General features: G+C 40.0%; 18 protein-coding genes. 9 read left to right on the plus strand and 9 right to left on the minus strand.

The annotated features are described in order from the left end of the window. Positions 1–6: 6 nt before the first annotated feature. The 5 genes from QM917_RS02190 to QM917_RS02210 all read right to left on the minus strand — a co-directional run bounded on the left by QM917_RS02190 (position 7) and on the right by QM917_RS02210 (position 3,892). A complete protein-coding gene (locus QM917_RS02190) occupies positions 7–657 on the minus strand; it encodes a metal-dependent transcriptional regulator (protein WP_414284615.1) in 651 nt (216 codons plus the stop codon). 89 nt (positions 658–746) lie between these two features. Continuing rightward, positions 747–1,241: a thiol peroxidase gene (gene tpx, locus QM917_RS02195; RefSeq protein ID WP_281334650.1), complete on the minus strand. Its 495-nt coding sequence runs from the start codon at positions 1,239–1,241 to the stop codon at positions 747–749. Positions 1,242–1,363: 122 nt separating this feature from the next. Continuing rightward, positions 1,364–2,293, minus strand: coding sequence for a metal ABC transporter substrate-binding lipoprotein/adhesin PsaA (psaA, locus tag QM917_RS02200; protein ID WP_414284617.1), 930 nt, complete (start codon positions 2,291–2,293; stop codon positions 1,364–1,366). Between the two features lie 31 nt (positions 2,294–2,324). Beyond that, entirely contained in the window at positions 2,325–3,173 is an 849-nt protein-coding gene (locus QM917_RS02205) for a metal ABC transporter permease (RefSeq protein ID WP_006148893.1), read from the minus strand. Then, positions 3,170–3,892, minus strand: coding sequence for a metal ABC transporter ATP-binding protein (locus QM917_RS02210; RefSeq protein ID WP_414284619.1), 723 nt, complete (start codon positions 3,890–3,892; stop codon positions 3,170–3,172). Before QM917_RS02210 ends, QM917_RS02205 begins: the two co-directional genes overlap by 4 nt. A gap of 178 nt (positions 3,893–4,070) precedes the next feature. On the opposite strand from QM917_RS02210, the gene QM917_RS02215 reads away from it, so the two are divergent. Next, positions 4,071–5,963 (plus strand): M13 family metallopeptidase, encoded by a 1,893-nt coding sequence (locus tag QM917_RS02215; protein ID WP_414284621.1) that lies wholly within the window; start codon positions 4,071–4,073, stop codon positions 5,961–5,963. An 87-nt stretch (positions 5,964–6,050) separates the two neighbouring features. After that, on the plus strand, positions 6,051–6,815 hold the full coding sequence (locus tag QM917_RS02220; RefSeq protein ID WP_414284623.1) for a hypothetical protein: 765 nt from the start codon (positions 6,051–6,053) through the stop codon (positions 6,813–6,815). A 105-nt stretch (positions 6,816–6,920) separates the two neighbouring features. Here QM917_RS02220 and QM917_RS02225 read toward each other — a convergent pair whose 3' ends face one another. Together QM917_RS02225 and QM917_RS02230 are read right to left on the minus strand one after the other, a co-directional pair. Continuing rightward, positions 6,921–7,550, minus strand: coding sequence for an MBL fold metallo-hydrolase (locus QM917_RS02225; RefSeq protein ID WP_414284625.1), 630 nt, complete (start codon positions 7,548–7,550; stop codon positions 6,921–6,923). 105 nt (positions 7,551–7,655) lie between these two features. Then, positions 7,656–8,732, minus strand: coding sequence for a DUF2974 domain-containing protein (locus tag QM917_RS02230; RefSeq protein ID WP_414284626.1), 1,077 nt, complete (start codon positions 8,730–8,732; stop codon positions 7,656–7,658). A gap of 95 nt (positions 8,733–8,827) precedes the next feature. On the opposite strand from QM917_RS02230, the gene QM917_RS02235 reads away from it, so the two are divergent. From QM917_RS02235 to QM917_RS02260, 6 genes are all read left to right on the plus strand, one after another. Beyond that, a complete protein-coding gene (locus QM917_RS02235) occupies positions 8,828–9,505 on the plus strand; it encodes a response regulator transcription factor (RefSeq protein WP_000548968.1) in 678 nt (225 codons plus the stop codon). After that, positions 9,498–10,472, plus strand: a complete 975-nt coding sequence (locus tag QM917_RS02240; RefSeq protein ID WP_414284628.1) for an ATP-binding protein — start codon at positions 9,498–9,500, stop codon at positions 10,470–10,472. Before QM917_RS02235 ends, QM917_RS02240 begins: the two co-directional genes overlap by 8 nt. A 324-nt stretch (positions 10,473–10,796) precedes the next feature. Continuing rightward, the gene (locus QM917_RS02245; RefSeq protein WP_070459777.1) at positions 10,797–11,555 is read left to right on the plus strand and encodes an ABC transporter ATP-binding protein; all 759 of its coding nucleotides are present in this window, start codon (positions 10,797–10,799) and stop codon (positions 11,553–11,555) included. A gap of 1 nt (position 11,556) precedes the next feature. Further along, positions 11,557–13,548 (plus strand): ABC transporter permease, encoded by a 1,992-nt coding sequence (locus QM917_RS02250; RefSeq protein ID WP_414284630.1) that lies wholly within the window; start codon positions 11,557–11,559, stop codon positions 13,546–13,548. Positions 13,549–14,180: 632 nt separating this feature from the next. Further along, positions 14,181–14,504: a potassium channel family protein gene (locus QM917_RS02255; protein WP_000825751.1), complete on the plus strand. Its 324-nt coding sequence runs from the start codon at positions 14,181–14,183 to the stop codon at positions 14,502–14,504. Beyond that, entirely contained in the window at positions 14,501–15,550 is a 1,050-nt protein-coding gene (locus QM917_RS02260) for a DUF389 domain-containing protein (RefSeq protein ID WP_414284632.1), read from the plus strand. The genes QM917_RS02255 and QM917_RS02260 overlap by 4 nt, the downstream gene beginning before the upstream one ends. Positions 15,551–15,763: 213 nt before the next feature. On the opposite strand, the gene thrS is transcribed toward QM917_RS02260, so the two are convergent. Together thrS and QM917_RS02270 are read right to left on the minus strand one after the other, a co-directional pair. Next, positions 15,764–17,707 (minus strand): threonine--tRNA ligase, encoded by a 1,944-nt coding sequence (thrS, locus tag QM917_RS02265; RefSeq protein WP_414284634.1) that lies wholly within the window; start codon positions 17,705–17,707, stop codon positions 15,764–15,766. Between the two features lie 295 nt (positions 17,708–18,002). Continuing rightward, entirely contained in the window at positions 18,003–18,413 is a 411-nt protein-coding gene (locus tag QM917_RS02270) for a hypothetical protein (RefSeq protein WP_049549676.1), read from the minus strand. Between the two features lie 205 nt (positions 18,414–18,618). On the opposite strand from QM917_RS02270, the gene rpsO reads away from it, so the two are divergent. Next, a complete protein-coding gene (rpsO, locus tag QM917_RS02275) occupies positions 18,619–18,888 on the plus strand; it encodes a 30S ribosomal protein S15 (RefSeq protein WP_001018251.1) in 270 nt (89 codons plus the stop codon). Positions 18,889–18,999 lie beyond the last annotated feature (111 nt).

Consider the following 18,999-nt stretch of genomic DNA (forward strand, 5'->3'; position numbering starts at 1 on the left):
GAGAAATTAGTTCAGTTTTTCAACATAGAGCTGCTTGGCAATTTCTAGGCTGACTTGGAGTTCTTCATTCTTGTGAATCAGAGTGAAGGTATTAGAGAAGCCATCAAACTGCTTGACTTGGAGTTTGTCTCCAATATGGATACTGTGTTTTTCCAAATATTGGAGAAGTTCAAAACTATCGTGAACCCGAGTCAGTAGATAGGTTCCTGCTTCTTTGATATCAGAGAGAGGAAGGTTATTGATCTCAACTAAAAGCTCTCCCTTGGCAGGAATGGTTCCTCCATGGGGACAGGTTTTTGGAAAGCCTAACATTTTGTCTAATCTCTCGACAAAAAAGTCTGAAACCGTATGTTCTAATACCTCAGCTTCGTCATGAATCTGGTTACTGGTATAATCAAGATGGTGAACCAGAAAAACCTCAATGAGTCTGTGCTTTCGGTAAAGGTCAGATACAAGTTTTAAACCAATATCCGTTAGTAAGTAGCCCTTTTTCTGATCTTTTAGGATAAGATTTTCGGATTGCATGCGCTTGATCATCTCAGTTACCGCAGGAGGTGATACCTGCATCCGAGCAGCGATTTCCTTATTGGTAATCTTAGGAAGTTCCATGCCAATCTCATAAATACATTTTAAGTAATCTTCTTTATTTGGTGTCATTCGCATTTCCTTGTTTATTATCTCCATCTAGTATACCAAAAAAAGCTAGATTTCTCTAGCTTTCTGCCTTGTTATAAGTGGGCTTTCTTTTAGTCAAGCGACTTTGCTGCTTCAATGGCTGCTTCAAAGTTTGGTTCGGAATTGATATTATCAACATACTCAACATAACGGATAATATTGTCAGTATCGAGAACAAAGACCGCGCGTGCCAATAGGTGCCATTCATTGATTAAGAGGGCGTAATCACGTCCAAAGGAATGGTCGAAATAGTCTGAGAGCATGATGGCATTTTCAATACCTTCAGCACCGCACCAACGTTTTTGAGCAAAAGGAAGGTCCATAGAAACAGTCAAGACGACTGTGTTGTCCAGTCCAGCAAGTTCTTCATTAAAACGTCGTGTTTGAGTTGAGCAGATACCTGTATCGATAGAAGGAACGACACTCAAGACTTTTTTCTTTCCATCAAAATCAGCCAGAGATTTTTTAGAAAGATCTGTTGTAGTGAGAGAAAAATCAAGCGCCTTGTCGCCGACTTGTAGTTGTTTTCCCGTAAAAGTAACAGGGTTTCCAAGGAATGTAGTCATAAGCTACTCCAATCTTTTTTATTTCATTTTAGCTGAAACGGTCAGAATTTTCCAATGATTTGACTGAAAATATGGGCATAGAAAAAACGCCAGCTCATGTGAGAATGACGTTTTTCAGAGGCTTATTTTGCCAATCCTTCAGCAATCTTGTCAAGGTTGTATTTCATCATGTTGTAGTAGCTGTCGCCTTCTTTACCTTGTTCTGCGATAGAGTCAGTAAAGATTTGTGCGTAGATTGGGATGTTTGTATCTTGTGAAACAGTCTTCATTGGACGGTCATCCACACTTGATTCTACAAAGAGGGAAGGAGTTTTTGTTTGGCGAAGTTTTTCAACCAAGGTCTTGATTTGGTCAGGAGTTCCTTCTTCTTCAGTATTGATTTCCCAGATATAGGCACTTGGGACACCGTAGGCTTTAGAGAAGTATTTGAAGCATCCTTCGCTGGTTACGATGAGTTTTTTCTCAGCAGGAATATTGTCGAATTTAGCTTTAGCTTCCTTGTCAAGTTTGTCTAGCTTATCAGTATATTCTTTGAGATTTTTTTCGTAAAATTCTTTGTTGCTAGGGTCTTTAGCGCTCAATTGTTTTGCGATGTTTTTAGCAAAGATGATCCCATTTTCAAGGTTGAGCCAAGCGTGTGGGTCTTCTTTTCCTTTTTCGTTTTGACCTTCAAGGTAGATAACATCAACGCCTTCGCTGACTGCAAAGTAGTCTTTGTTTTCAGTTTTCTTAGCATTTTCTACCAATTTTGTAAACCAAGCATTGCCACCTGTTTCAAGGTTGATACCGTTATAGAAAATCAAATCAGCTTGAGAAGTTTTCTTGACGTCTTCAGGTAGTGGTTCGTATTCGTGTGGGTCTTGACCAACAGGAACGATACTGTGAAGATCAATCTTGTCACCAGCAATATTTTTAGTAATATCAGCGATGATTGAGTTTGTGGCAACAACTTTTAGTTTTTGACCAGAAGCTGCATCTTTTTTTCCACTAGCACATGCTACAAGAGCAATGACGGAAAGAAAGAGAACGAGTAATGTACCTAATTTTTTCATTAGATCCTCCAATTTATTGGGGCTTTGCCCCTTATTTTAACAAATGTTTATTTTTCAGTTTCAAATATCGTTGTTTTGGAGCGATAAAGAAGCTAATGAGAAAGAAACTAGCAGCTGTAAGCACGATACTAGAACCTGCCGCAACGTTAAAGCTATAGCCGATAAAGAGTCCCAAAACTGAAGCTGTAGCTCCAAAGGTTGAGGAAAGGAAAATCATACTTTTCAGGCTATTAGCATAGAGATAAGCAGTTGCTGCTGGGGTAATCAGCATGGCTACAATCAGGATAGTTCCGACACTTTGCATGGCTGTCACAGACACGAGAGTTAGGAGTACCATGAGTAAGTAGTGATAGAAATTGACAGGCATTCCCATGGCTTTAGCCAAGAGTTCATCAAAGGACGTTATCAAGAGTTGCTTGAAGAAAATCCAGATTAACAAGAGAATGGCTGCCCCTACACCCATAGTAATAAACATATCTGTATCTTGAACAGCAAGAATATTACCAAAAAGGATATGGAAAAGGTCAGTTGAACTTTTAGCGACACTAATCAAGATGATACCGAGGGCTAAGAAAGAAGAAAAGGTAATGCCGATGGCGGTATCGCTTTTGACAATCGAGTTTCCCTTGATGTAGGTAATGATGATAGCAGCTAGCAGTCCAAAGACAATGGCTCCGATAAAGAAGTCAATGCCCAAGATGAAGGAGAGGGCTACACCTGGTAAGACAGCATGTGAAATGGCATCTCCCATGAGGGACATCCCACGTAGAATGATGAAACATCCTACAGCTCCAGCTACGACCCCGATAACAATAGCTGTTATCAAGGCATTTTGTAAGAAATGGAATTTTTGTAATCCATCGATAAATTCTGCAATCATAGGTCACCTCCATTGAAAAAGAGTCGATTACCGTAAGCTTCTTTGAGATTGGCTTGGGTAAAGGCTTCTTTGGTCGGACCAAAAGCAATCACTTCTCGATTGACAAGCAAGACTTGATCGAAGTAGTTGGGAACCTTGCTGAGGTCGTGGTGGACGATGAGAACCGTCTTTCCAGCTTTTTTCAGATCTCTCAGCGTATTCATGATGATTTCCTCACTGACTGAGTCAATCCCAACAAAGGGTTCATCCAAGAGGATATAGTCGGCTTCCTGCACCAAACATCTGGCAATCAAGACCCGCTGGAATTGACCTCCAGACAGTTGACTGATTTGCCGTTCAGCGTAGTCAGCTAGGTCGACGATTTCAAGGGCCTCTTGCACTTTCTTCCAATGTTTAGCATTTAAACTTCGAAAGAGAGGAATAGAGGGAAATAGTCCTAACGAGACGCATTCCTTGACCTTGATGGGAAAGTTGTAGTCAATATGAATTTTTTGCTCGACATAGGCAACTCGATGTAAGGATTTTTTAACTTCCTTGTCATCGAGAAATGCCTGACCTTCATGTGGGATAATTCCCAGCATACCTTTTAATAATGTTGATTTCCCAGCGCCGTTTGGACCAATAATTCCGGTAATCGTTGGTCCTTCGAGCACTAGTGAAATATCCTTTAGTGCCAACGTTTCTTTGTAGGAGACACTGAGGTTTTCGATACGTATCATACAGTTGTATTCCTCCTATCTTTTAATATACATTAAAATAAAAATTAAGTCAAGTTAATTTTCGTAAATATTTAAAATATTAACTAGAAAACAATCAGAAGAAGACGGTATTTTTAATTGCATTCCCCAGGGATTTTTGCTAAGCTAAGAATAAGTGAAAAATGAAAGCGAGAACAAGATGACACGTTATCAAGATGATTTTTATGATGCTATAAATGGTGAGTGGGAAAAGACTGCTGTTATTCCAGCCGATAAATCGAGAACAGGTGGTTTTATCGACCTTGACGAAGAAATTGAAGAGTTGATGCTAACGACGACTGATAAGTGGTTGGCTGGAGAAGATGTACCTGAAGATCCTATTCTAGCAAACTTTGTCAAGTACCATGCTATGGTCAGAGATTTCGATAAGCGAGAAGCTGATGGAATCGAGCCAGTCCTCCCTTTACTGAAGGAATATCAAGATTTGGAAAGTTTTGCGGATTTCGCAGGTAAACTAGCAGCATTTGAATTAGCTGGTAAACCAAACCTCCTTCCATTTGGAGTATCACCAGATTTTATGGATGCTAGAACCAATGTTCTCTGGGCTAGTGCACCAGGAACTATTTTGCCTGATACAACCTACTATGCGGAAGACCATCCTCAGCGTGAGGAATTATTGAACCTTTGGAAAGAAAGTACTTCTAATCTCCTCAAAGCCTATAACTTCTCAGATAAAGAAATCGAAGACTTGCTAGAGAAACGATTGGAATTGGATCGCCGTATCGCAGCTGTCGTACTTTCAAACGAAGAGAGTTCAGAGTATGCCAAACTTTACCATCCTTATTCTTATGAAGATTTCAAAAAGTTTGCACCTGCCCTACCTCTCGATGACTTCTTCCAAACTGTGATTGGACAAACTCCAGATAAGGTTATCGTAGATGAGGAACGTTTCTGGCAAGCAGCAGAGCAATTTTATAGTGAGGAAGCTTGGCCTTTACTCAAGGCAAGCTTGATCTTGAGTGTGGTTAATCTTTCAACTAGTTATCTGACAGATGAGATTCGTATCTTGTCAGGTGCCTACGGACGAGCTCTTTCAGGAGTCCCTGAGGCTCAAGACAAACGCAAGGCAGCTTACCACTTAGCTCAAGGACCATTCAAACAAGCTCTGGGTCTCTGGTACGCGCATGAAAAATTCTCTCCAGAAGCCAAGGCAGACGTAGAGAAAAAAGTAGCAACCATGATCGACGTTTATAAGGAACGTTTGGCTAAAAATGACTGGCTGACTCCTGAAACGCGAGAAAAAGCCATCGTCAAACTCAATGTCATCAAGCCTTATATCGGTTATCCAGAAGAACTGCCAGCTCGCTATAAGGACAAGGTAGTGGATGAATCTGCTAGCCTCTTTGAGAATGCCCTAGCCTTTGCGCGTGTGGAAATCAAGCACAGTTGGAGCAAGTGGAATCAGCCGGTTGACTACAAGGAATGGGGAATGCCTGCTCATATGGTCAATGCCTACTACAATCCACAAAAGAACTTGATTGTCTTCCCAGCTGCTATCTTACAGGCACCATTCTATGACTTGCATCAGTCATCTTCTGCTAACTATGGTGGTATCGGTGCGGTTATTGCCCATGAAATTTCTCACGCCTTTGATACTAATGGAGCTTCCTTTGATGAAAATGGAAGTCTCAAGGATTGGTGGACAGAGAGCGACTACGCAGCCTTTAAAGAAAAAACACAGAAGGTTATCGACCAGTTTGATGGCCAAGAATCTTACGGCGCAAAAATCAATGGGAAATTAACTGTATCCGAAAACGTTGCCGACCTAGGAGGAATCGCTGCGGCGCTAGAAGCTGCTAAGAGAGAGCCAGATTTCTCAGCTGAAGAGTTCTTCCATAACTTTGCACGTATCTGGCGTATGAAAGGCCGCCCAGAGTTGATGAAACTCATGGCTAGCGTTGATGTACACGCACCAGCTAAACTTCGTGTCAATATCCAAGTGCCAAACTTTGATGACTTCTTTACGACCTATGATGTCAAAGAAGGCGACGGCATGTGGCGCTCACCAGAAGACCGTGTGATTATTTGGTAAAATGATTTCTCAACCAAGTATAACTTGGCGTGAATGATTCATTTTTGAAGTTTATACATCTGAAAATGCAATGCTATCGAGGTTAATATGAAGAAATTTTTTATGATGCTCTCAGCTATTCTTTCGATTTCAGTTTTGGCATCTTGTGGTCTCAATAAGAATAATAGCAATACAGAACCTTCATCTGCACTATCATCTGTTTCTAAAGACGATAAGACTAGTACATCAACAGAAGCAAAGACTGAAAATACAAGCGACTCGTCAACCAAAGCGTCACAATCAACTGCTGAAAATAAGAAGGAAACGGGACCAGATTTGTATAAAGAAGTGATTGAACGTTATAATCACTATACAGAGCTTTTAAAACAAGGTAATAGAGAAGATTTATACGAGGAAAATAAACAACACAAGATTGCTTCAGAAGAATATAGCATGATTTTCTCTCGTATGGATTATCAAAATGCACCAGACTTTAAATATGCCCTTCTTGATTTGAATAAGGATGGTCAAGACGAGTTGCTTATTGGGGATGAAAAATTTGTTTCAGCCATTTACTATTTGGACAATCAAAAACCTAGTTTACTTCACACTGCTTATGTAGCTTCTGCAGGTGGTTTTCGCTCAGGCTTTGTTATTTACGAAAATGGTCAAGTCTCTTATGCAGACTGGCAGTCAACTCGTCCAGAAATGAACCTGGCTCTATATTCGTTTGATAAAAATGGAGTGCAGAAGATTAAGGAAGCAACTATTCAAATCGGTGGTAATGAAAAAGCAGAGCAAGTTTTAGATATTTCTTCTGAAAAGCTTGATTTGTCTAACATTGACTGGAAAGAATTGAATCCAGCTAATTAGTTTTGAATTATTTTTCTAGTCAATGTTGATTCTTCTGAGCAAGTAATGATGTAGAAATTGAAGTTACACAAAAACCAAGGATGATTGTCCTTGGTTTTTCACTTGCTAGAAAAATGGATTAAAGGTTTTTTCGTGAGCGATGGTCGTAGCCGGACCATGTCCTGGATAGATATCGTAGTTTGGAAGGGTGAAGAGCTGGGTTTGGACACTATGAAGGAGTTGTTCCATACTACCAGTTGGCAAGTCTGTTCGTCCAATAGTTTCACGGAAAAGAGCATCACCCGTTAAGACCAAGTGCCCATTTGGAAAAACAAATGAAACTCCTCCGATAGAGTGGCCTGGAGTTGGTAATACAGTAAAGCGGAACTCATCAATCTGGTATTCTTCGTGAAAGACAAAGGTATGTTCAGCTGGTTTACATACGACATCTGCCATATCGTCGTGTCGAGGAAGACCAGAAAGATTATCAACAGGAGTATAGAGCCAAGATGCTTCACTTTCTGCCACATAAACCGGAGGATTTCCGAAAGTATCTCTAACCAAGTCCAGACTCATAATATGATCGTAGTGGGTGTGGGTCAGGAGAATTGCACAGATGGGTTTATTGATGGTTTCAATAGTTTTGCGAATGGCCTCCCAATGGCTACCTGGATCAACCACAATCAGGTGATGGTCTCCTTCAAGATAATAAGTGTTTTCATAAGCAACAGGGTTCACAGTTTTATGGATTTTCATAGAATTTCCTCTTTCAAAGCATTTACTCCTACTAGTATAACACAGAAGAATAAAATAAGGAATCAACAAGAAAGTCCCTCCGTAAAGGAAGGACTTTTTGATACACTAAAAATGATTCTTCCAGGCTTGGAAGCGAGCATCCAGTAGGAGTTGTGTCAGATTTTTTAAGATTTCAACTTGCTCAGGCTCCAGTGTTTGGGCTTGAGAAACAAGTTGTCGAACATGGTCAATGGCATTTTTAGAAGATAGTTCATTAATAGAGCTAATTCCAGACTCTAGGATGGTACCAAAGAAGAGATCGAAGCAGAGCTCCAGTTCCTCATCTGGTACACTATCCACCCATTCTTTGAGAGTGTCTTTAATTTGGAGACTCTCGCTACTAATTGCCTCAAGTTGGACAAAGTGGTGTCCTTCAGTTTGCCAACTAAAGGTGCTGTGTTGGGCGATTCCTCCAAGAGCCGTAGATTTGACGACGATAGGAGTATCAGGAACTTCTAGCATCATGCCAATGACAGAACCTTGTGGGACAAAACGGTGAATTTTTGGAATAACATCTTGATAACCAGTGGTCTCAGTCAGATGAGCCTGCAAACCAGGGGCATCATAGGTATAAACTGCAGATATCTTGTCTTGCAATTCAGGCTGGATTTGACTGGCAGCATAGACAGCCAGATTCCCACCTTTAGAATGTCCAGCTACAATCACTTTCTGTTTTGGATGTTGGGTAAAGAATTCTTCCAAGTATTCAAGAGCATGTTTTTGGGCAGGGATTTCCTTCATGTAGGTCATGTGGAAATCTTCCTTCCAACCAATAATACTATCGTCTGTACCTCGAAAGACAATCAGATAAGTATCTAAATCAAGGCGATAGGTCATAGCAGCGAACTGTTTCTGTTGCTCCGTATCAACCTCGTTTACAAAGTTAGAGAGTTTGCTATTTTTAAAACGTTTGTGTTGGGATAACTGATCGAGGAGTTGAAGCCGTTCTTTATTGGTCAACATGGTACTTTCTCGAGGGACGCGTGTTGCGACATCGCTTAAACGATTGACGGATTGGTCCAACAAGTTATCAAAAGACAGGTAGGTCAGCTCTGTCAAAGCAAGTATATCCAGTTCATTTAAGGGAACATCATAAAAAGAATCGTATTGAACGTCAGTTAGGTAGTCGAAAATATTGGCCATGGAAACTCCTTTCTTAACTTTTATCTTATCAGATTTACATCAATTTCGCTAGTAGTGAGGAGAATTTTGCTATAATATAGAAAAAGGAGGAGCAGATGCACAAGATTTTACTAGTAGAAGATGATCCAGTTATCCGTCAGCAAGTTGGGAAAATGCTCTCTGAATGGGGATTTGAGGTAGTCATGGTAGAAGACTTCATGGAGGTTCTAACACTATTTGTTCAGTCTGAACCTCATCTGGTTCTCATGGATATTGGTCTTCCCTTGTTTAATGGCTATCATTGGTGCCAGGAAATTCGCAAGATTTCAAAAGTTCCTATTATGTTTCTGTCTTCGAGAGACCAGGCCATGGACATCGTTATGGCTATCAATATGGGGGCGGATGACTTTGTAACCAAGCCTTTTGACCAGCAGGTTCTTCTAGCCAAAGTACAGGGTTTGTTGCGTCGTTCCTATGAGTTTGGACGGGATGAAAGTCTCTTAGAGTATGCTGGGGTTATCCTCAATACCAAGTCTATGGATGTACATGTCAATGGCAAAGCTATCAGCCTAACCAAGAATGAATTTCAGATTTTACGGGTTTTATTTGAGCATGCGGGAAATATCGTAGCGCGTGACGATTTGATGCGGGAGCTCTGGAATAGTGACTTTTTTATCGATGATAATACCTTGTCCGTAAATGTCGCGCGCTTGCGCAAGAAATTGGAAGAAGAAGGTTTGATTGGTTTTATCGAAACCAAGAAAGGAATAGGGTACGGATTGAAACATGCTTGATTTCAAAAGTTTTTTTCTATCTTATATCCGTTCGCGTAGCCGTTTTTTTGCTTTTATTCTCTTACTTTCGGGTTTGCTTTTTCTCTTTGAAATCTTGTTTGATAACCAAGTGCCCTACTTTAACTATTTCTTCTTTCTATCTACATTTTTGACATTTTTGTTTTTGATATTTGATTTCTTGATAGAATTGCAACGCTATCGTAAGGAACTGTTCTACGGAAAAAGAGAAGCCAAGTCACCAATGGAGGCCCTACTAACTGAAAAACTAGAGAAAAGTGAAGAGGAACTCTACCAAAAGAAATCAGATGCGGAAAATCGCTATAATGACTTGGTGGACTACTATACTCTCTGGGTGCATCAGATAAAAACACCAATTGCGGCCAGTAAACTCCTAGTGAGCGAGGTAGCAGATCGCCAACTGAAACAACAGTTGGAGCAGGAAATTTTTAAGATTGATTCCTATACAAACCTCGTTCTCCAATACCTACGCTTAGAGAGCTTCCATGATGATCTGGTGTTGAAGAAAGAAAATGTGGAGGATTTGGTCAAGGAAGTCATTCGCAAATATGCCATTTTCTTTATCCAGAAAGGTTTAAGTGTTAATCTGCATGACTTGGATAGAAGCATTGTAACGGATAAAAAATGGTTGCTAGTAGTCATTGAACAAATCCTTTCAAATAGCCTCAAATACACAAATGAAGGTGGAATTGAGATCTATATGGAAGATCAAGAACTTTGCATCAAAGATACTGGGATTGGCATTAAAAACAGTGATCAATTGCGAGTTTTTGAACGCGGATTTTCAGGCTACAATGGTCGCATGACCCAGCAGTCATCTGGACTTGGGCTCTATCTAACCCAGAAAATCAGCCAAGAATTAGGACATCAGATTCAAATAGAATCCGAGCTTGGTCAAGGAACAACGGTGAGGATTAAGTTCTCTGAAGTGAATTTACTGATTGAATGAAAAGAATTGTGAAGAGCTTGGAAGAAACCTTTCAAGCTCTTCTTTAGACCTTGATATAGTGAGAAAAAGTCTTCAATTAGATAAAAAATGTAATCTTACAAAAATGTAAGATTAAAGGCCTCTTTTGTAAGGTTATGTTATGGCAAGACCTCTTTTTTTGGAGTAAACTTAGAGCATAAAGAAAAAGGAGAGAAACCATGAAAACAATCTTACAAAAGAAACATACCAGTAAACCAAGTCTAAAAGAGATCGAGCGGGTTCAGCTCGGTTGCGCTATTATGCAGGCTCAGTTTCAATTAATGGGATATTAAAAAGGAGATTATCATGACACTATTAGACGTAAAACACGTTCAAAAGATTTATAAAACTCGTTTCCAAGGCAACCAAGTAGAAGCCCTCAAGGATATTCACTTTACCGTAGAAAAGGGCGATTACGTTGCCATTATGGGTGAATCTGGTTCTGGGAAATCAACCCTACTTAATATTCTTGCCATGCTTGACAAACCAACTCGTGGTCAGGTCTTCCTAAACGGAACAGACACAGCTACCATTAAAAATACTGAAGCATCAAGCTTCCGTCGTGAAAAGTTAGGCTTTGTCTTCCAAGATTTCAATTTGTTAGATACGCTTTCTGTTAAAGACAATATCTTACTCCCTTTGGTATTGTCTAGAAAGCCTATTACAGAAATGATGAAAAAATTGGTAGTGACGGCTGAAAATCTTGGCATCAATCAATTGCAGGAGAAGTATCCTTATGAAATTTCTGGTGGACAAAAACAACGGGTTGCAGTTGCACGCGCCATCATCACAGAACCAGAAATTCTCCTTGCTGACGAGCCAACAGGAGCCCTAGACTCTAAATCATCTGCAGCCCTTCTTGATATCTTTGATCAAATCAATGAACAAGGACAAACCATTCTCATGGTAACCCACTCAACAGCTGCGGCCAGTCGTGCGAAACGTGTCCTCTTCATCAAGGATGGCATCCTCTACAATCAAATCTACCGTGGTGAAAAGACGGATCGTCAGATGTTCCAAGAAATTTCTGACACCTTGACTGTTATGGCAAGTGAGGTGAACTAGTATGTTTCGATTAACCAATAAGTTGGCCATATCCAACTTAATCAAAAACCGCAAACTCTATTATCCGTTTGCTTTGTCTGTCATTTTGGCAGTCACTATCAGCTATCTCTTTTACTCTCTAGCCTTTAATCCTAAAATTGTGGATTTACGTGGTGCATCTGCTATACAATTTACCCTACAACTAGGGCTTGTCGTTGTGACACTTGCATCTGCCATTATCGTTCTTTATGCCAACAGTTTTGTCATGAAAAATCGCTCAAAAGAACTGGGTGTATATGGCATGTTGGGCTTAGAAAAACGCCATTTGATTGGTATGACCTTTAAGGAACTCTTGATATTTGGGCTAGTAACAGTCACTGCCGGAATTGGAATTGGTGCCCTCTTTGATAATCTGATTTTCGCTTTGCTACTTAAACTTGCAAAGATGAAGGTAGAGTTAGTTGCAACTTTCCAATGGTCCGTAGTCCTTTCCATCCTTCTGGTATTCGGTTTTATCTTTTTAGTCATCGTTTTCCTGAACGCTGTACGCATTATCCGTATGGATGCTCTCCAGCTTTCTAGAGAAAAAGCGAAGGGTGAGAAGAAGGGGCGTTTCCTAGTTCTTCAGACACTTGTAGGGCTAATAGCTCTAGGAAGTGGCTACTACCTAGCACTAAGCGTAACAGATGCTTTCAAAGCTGTCGCTACTTTCTTTATTGCGGTTATGTTAGTTATTGTAGGGACCTATCTCTTATTCAATGCTGGTATTACCGTTTTCTTGCAGTTGCTCAAGAAAAACAAGAGATATTACTACCAACCTAACAACCTCATCTCTGTTTCTAACCTCATCTTCCGTATGAAGAAAAATGCTGTCGGTTTAGCAACCATTGCCATCCTTTCAACCATGGTTTTGGTTACTATGTCTGCAGCTACTAGTATCTACAACGGATCTGAGAATATGAAAAAACTCATGTATCCTCACGATTTTGATGTTAAGGGACAACATGTAGAAGTTGAGGATTTAGACAAGCTTTTGACTCAATACGCTAGTGAAAAGAACCTAAGCATCAGCAATAAGGACGTCCTCAATTATGCAAGTTTCGGTCTTTCGAGTCAAGAGGGGACCAAATTAACCATCTTTGAAAAAGGGCAAAACAATGTCATGCCTAAGACAGTCTTCCTGGTTTTTGATCAAAAAGATTATGAAAAAATGACTGGACAAAAGCTGAACCTTACTGGTAACGAAGTAGGACTTTGGGCTCGAAATGACCAACTTAAAAATCAGAAAGCATTTAGTCTGAACAATCAGAACTATACAATCAAGGAAGCAATCCAGCAGGATTTTATTGCCAATCATGTTTCTAATCCCTATGTACTATTGGTATCGGATTATAACTATCTTGTAGTAGCTGATATTCAAAGTTTTTTGGAACAGTACCAGGATTCAGCTGTATACACACAGCTCTACGGTGGTATGGATGTAACAGCTAGTCTAGAGGAACAGTTAAAGCTATCTGATGATTTTGAGGAGTTTGTAAATAATTTTAGTCATAATCTCAAAAATGAAGACGGCATGGTTTATGGTGGAGGCACTGCAAGTGACGCAATTGCCCAAATGAATGCTCTCTTTGGAGGAGTTCTCTTTATTGGTATTTTCCTCTCTATCATCTTTATGATTGGAACTGTACTCGTTATCTACTATAAACAAATCTCAGAAGGTTATGAGGATCGTGAACGCTTTGTCATCCTACAAAAAGTGGGCTTGGATCAAAAACAAATCAAACAAACCATTAACAAGCAGGTCTTGACTGTTTTCTTCCTCCCTGTAATCTTTGCTTTCCTACACTTGGCTTTTGCCTATCATATGTTAAGTTTGATTCTTAAGGTCATTGGGGTAGTAGATACAGCTATGATGTTAAGTGTAACACTTTCTATTTGTGGTATCTTTGCCCTCATCTACGTACTTATCTTTATGATTACTTCAAGAAGCTATCGTAGAATTGTTCAAATGTAAAAACAGAAACATCAAAAAAGAGAGTGGGACAGAATTCGTTAATTCGTTAGAATTCGATTTCGTCGTCCCACCTCCGCACAGTTGAGTAGAGCTGTAAAAGCTGATGAAATCAGCGTAGTAGAGCCCACTCAACCACTGCGTCTTGCTCGACAATCCAAAGACAATTGAGAGGCTAGGACTTTTGTCCCAGCCTCTTTTTTAGTAGCTGGGATTTTGTCCCAGGTTTTATCTCTTATTTCTCAACACGTGATTTGTTGGCGAGATCAGCTAGGATTGCTGCTACAAACTCATCATCTTTAAACATTAAAAAGGTATCTACTTTCAGAGGAGATATCGTTTTTCTTCTTCGGATAAGGATACAAAAATTTCTTCCTTTCTCTATCTTTTAAATGAATTGATTTCTTCAGAGAAAGACTGTAAAATTTTTGATATAATGTTAAGAAGGGACTGATTCAAGACAGTCATATCTGGTCTTTCTTCCAGTCATTTTTCAAACAATATCAGTTGATAATCAGCTTAAATCAGATCTATCAGTTTGTCTATCTTTCTCTGATGGAGATCATGTCCTATCTTCACTTTGATTATTGGAAAAAAACGGCTCGGTCAGGAGCTAGTATGAATAAGGAGAACAAATGAAACGTTTAAAAATGTTATGGCATATTATGCAGGTTACGGGTTTTACTCGGTTTGCTCTGAGTTTTGTGACCTTTGTTTTTGGGTCAGGAGGCGTGCTTTTCCTAGTTGAACCTGCTATCACAAATTACGGAGACGGTCTTTGGTATGCTTTTGTGACTTCGACGACTGTCGGCTACGGGGATCTCCTAGCTGTGACCTTGATTGGAAGGATTACCAGTGTCTTCTTGACGATTTATGGGCTCATATTTTTTGGCTGTTTATCAGCTGTTATTTTTAATTATTATACCAATTTAAATAAGGAAAGAGGAGAGGACAAATGACTGCCAATTATTCAACACGGGAATACCGTGAGAAATTATACGATGACCTTCATGTTCGATTGAGAGATACAGCGATTTTGATGTGTGCAATTTTTATTGCCTCTATCGGACTAAATATGAATTCAACAGCTGTCATTATAGGAGCCATGTTGATTTCACCTCTCATGACACCGATTGTTGGACTGGGATTCGGTTTAGCTATTTTTGATACGCGTTTAATCAAGCAATCTCTAGAGGTTTTATTGACTCAAGTGTTGGTCAGTTTGCTTGTCTCGACTCTGTATTTCTGGATTTCTCCCTTGTCTTATGCAAGTAGCGAGTTGATTGCACGAACCTCTCCAACCATTTGGGATGTCCTCATTGCTATTGCTGGTGGGATTGCTGGTGTGATCGGTTCAAGGAAAAAAGAAGCAAACAATATCGTGCCAGGAGTAGCCATTGCTACAGCTCTGATGCCGCCTATCTGTACTGCTGGCTATGGTTTAGCTAATGGGAATGTACGATTTTTATTGGGGGCTCTCTATCTTTTCTTGATCAACTGTGTCTTTATCATGCTAATCAACATTGTTGGAACAAGAATTATGATGAGAAAATCTCCCTTAAGTTCATTTAAAGAGCTAAGCATTAAAATGAGAATTGGGTTGATCTCCTTGATTGTATTATTGGTTCTTCCAGCCAGCTATTCAGCAGTCACTCTGACGATGGATCAAGCACGAAAAGAAGGGATTAAACAGTTTGTAGGCAAAGAGTTCGCCAATCATACGATCATTAATCAAGTCTACAAGTCAAGTAATAATGAATTGGTCTTGACAGTTGTTGGAGATCCGATTTCAGAAGAAGAATTAGAAACCATTCGCCAAAAGCAGGCCTCTTACGGGATTCAATCTGTTCAATTAAAAGTCAATCAAGTCCATAATTCGACAAAAATGGATAGTGAGACGACCAAGGAATTTTACGAAACCATTAACCAGTATATCGATCAAAAACTCTCTGAAAAAGATTCACAAAAAGACCTCGTAAAAGAAAATGAGGCAGACAAGGACTGAGGATAGTCAACTTATCTAACTCATGGAAGCAAATCTTGGGAGGATATCCTATATCCAAAAGTTAATGGATAGAAAGGATTGTTGATGAGGATACTATTTGTGGTGGTTTGACCAATCACTACTAGCTCAGGTTAAATAAAATATAAAAAGCAACAGCTGAAATAGTTGTTGCTTTTTCTGGCTCTGAAAAATGTTTCTCAGACTGTGATCGTTTTATTTTTCAACTCGTGATTTGTTAGCAATATCAGCAAGAATCAATTCTACAAATGCGTCTGCCGGCATAGTTTCAGTTTCTTTTTGACCATAACGGCGAACGTTTACAGCCTTCTCTTCCATTTCCTTGTCACCAACGATCAATTGGTAAGGAATTTTTTGAGTTTGAGAAGCACGGATCTTGAATTGCATTTTTTCATTGCGTTCATCCACATCGGCACGAACACCACGGTCACGGAGTTTCTTAGCTACTTCCCAAGCGTAGTCTACGTGTTTTTCGTTAGAAACTGGGATAAGAGTCACTTGGTGTGGTGCCAGCCATGTTGGGAAGGCACCCTTGTAGTTTTCAATCAAGATAGCTGTGAAGCGTTCCATAGTTGAGATTACACCACGGTGAATCATAACTGGACGGTGTTCTTCACCATCAGCTCCGATGTATTTAAGGTCGAAGCGTTCTGGGAGCAAGAAGTCAAGCTGGATAGTAGAAAGGGTTTCTTCTTTACCAAGGGCAGTCTTAACCTGGATATCCAATTTTGGTCCGTAGAAGGCTGCTTCCCCTTCAGCTTCAAAGTAGTCAAGTCCCATGTCATCCATAGCTGATTTCAACATGCGTTGAGCATTTTCCCACATCTCATCATTATCAAAGTACTTGTGAGTATCTTGAGGGTCACGATATGATAAACGGAAACGATAGTCAGTCAAGTTGAAATCTTCGTAAACGTCGATAATCAATTGAAGCGTACGTTGGAACTCATCTTTGATTTGTTCAGGTGTTACGAAAGTATGACCATCATTAAGGGACATTTCACGTACACGTTGAAGCCCTGTAAGAGCACCAGATTTTTCATAGCGGTGCATCATACCGATTTCAGCAATACGGATTGGCAATTCACGGTAAGAGTGAACATGGTGTTTAAAGACCTCGATATGGTGAGGACAGTTCATTGGACGAAGAACGAATTCTTCACCATCACCCATATCCATAGTTGGGAACATATCTTCACGGTAGTGATCCCAGTGACCAGAAGTCTTGTAAAGTTCTACTGAGGCAATTGGTGGAGTGTAGACGTGTTGGTAACCAGCAGCGATTTCCTTGTCGACGATGTAGCGTTCCAATTCACGACGGATAGTCGCTCCATTTGGCAACCAGAATGGAAGTCCTTGACCAACTTCTTGAGAAATCATAAAGAGATCCAATTCTTTACCAAGTTTACGGTGGTCACGTTCCTTAGCTTCTTCACGCATTTGAAGGTAGTTCTTCAAGTCTTTCTTGTCAAACCAAGCTGTACCGTAGATCCGTTGCATCATGGCATTGTCGCTATTTCCACGCCAGTAGGCACCAGCTACGTTGAGAAGGTGGAAGATTTGGATGCGACCTGTTGATGGGACGTGTGGGCCACGGCAAAGGTCTACATATTCACCTTGACGGTAGATGGTCAAACCACCCTCATCTTCTGAGTGCTCTTCAATCAATTCCAATTTGTATGGATCGTTTTTGAAAATTTCACGCGCTTCATCTTTAGTCACTTCCTCACGAATAGATGGGAAGTTTTCTTTCACGATTTTCTTCATTTCTTCTTCGATACGAGGAAGGTCTTCGTTAGAGATTTGACCCGCTTGGTTGTCTGTATCGTAGTAGAAACCATCTTCGATAGCTGGACCAACACCCAAGTGAATGTCTGGGAAGAGGCGACGAGCAGCTTGGGCAAATAAGTGAGCCGCTGAGTGACGCAAGATTGGAAGAGCATCTTCGTGATCAGGTGTCACGATTTCGATGCTCCCATCTTCAGTGATAGCACGAGTTGTGTCAATGAGTTTGCCGTTAAATTTACCAGCAAGAGCTTTTTTAGCCAAAGAATTGCTGATGGATTGGGCAATGTCAAAAGTTGTAACGCCAGATTCGAATTCACGAACAGCGCCATCTGGGAAAGTAATGTTAATCATGATTTTCTCCTTATATTGGTTATCCATTATTTATAAAGCAGAGGTGTTTCCCTATTTTGCAGTCTTAAATCAAGAAAAACAAAAAGCGACATCCTAAAAAGGACGTCGCAACGTGGTTCCACCTTCATTTATGTTCCTCAAAAAAGAGGGACACCTCTGATTGGCTCTAACGTGGCCACCGTTTTATGTTTGCATAAAAGTCAGTAGAGTAGTATCAGTTTAGGCTTCCTATGCGTTCTCAGCAACCACGCACTCTCTGGTAGAAAGGGGCTAAGTGACTTGTCTCTATGCATTATTATAGCATGATTGTGAGATTTTTCAAGGATTTTGTGAAAGTTTTTTGTTTTTTCTTTTTTGTATTTCTTTTTTGTAGAAGATACTTGATTCCAAGACCAGAAGCCATACCCGCGAGGGCAAAGATTTCATAGGCTAGGAAGTAGAGAAGGATAAATTCTCCGAAAGTAATGATGGTAAAGCAAAAGAGCAAGCCAACTCCAATTAACCACCAAACTGAGAACTTGAAACGATAAGAGTAGAATAGTGATACTATGAAAGTCACCAGTGGAGAGAAGATAATAACGTTGCCGATGGTGAGCTCCTTCAAGATATAGTTTTCAGTAATAGTCCATAATAACAGCTCATAAAGTGGCCAATAAAAGAAAAATATGACCAGATAGTAAGGGAGATAATGCGAGAATTTACGCATGGGAATCACCTCTCTTTTCAAGATGTCAACTTAGATATCCTTCCTATAACTATTATAGCACTTTTGCGGTAAGAATAGTAAATCAGTTGACAAAGAACTTAGTTATTGGTAGAATAGAAACTGTCGTAAAGACAAATAACTTCTTCTTGGTTACAGGCATGCCAACCTGTCACTCGGATGAAGCCAAATAAAAAGGAGAAACATCATGGCAATCTCAAAAGAGAAAAAAAATGAAATCATTGCACAATATGCACGTCACGAAGGTGATACAGGTTCAGTAGAGGTTCAAGTTGCTGTCCTTACTTGGGAAATCAACCACCTTAACGAACACATCAAACAACACAAAAAAGACCACGCTACTTACCGTGGATTGATGAAGAAAATCGGTCGCCGTCGTAACTTGCTTGCATACTTGCGTAAAAACGACGTTAACCGTTACCGTGAGTTAATCAACTCTCTAGGACTTCGTCGTTAATCTGCTTTATTTTCCACTTACATTGCGTTGTCACCTTACCTCGATATACTCAAGTATAATCTTCGGTTACGGTTCCTAGCACTGTAAGGTAAAATAAACCAGAATGATCTC

The sequence above is a fragment of the Streptococcus infantis genome (genome assembly GCF_047460685.1).
In the GTDB taxonomy this organism is placed as follows: Bacteria; Bacillota; Bacilli; order Lactobacillales; family Streptococcaceae; genus Streptococcus; species Streptococcus infantis_AD.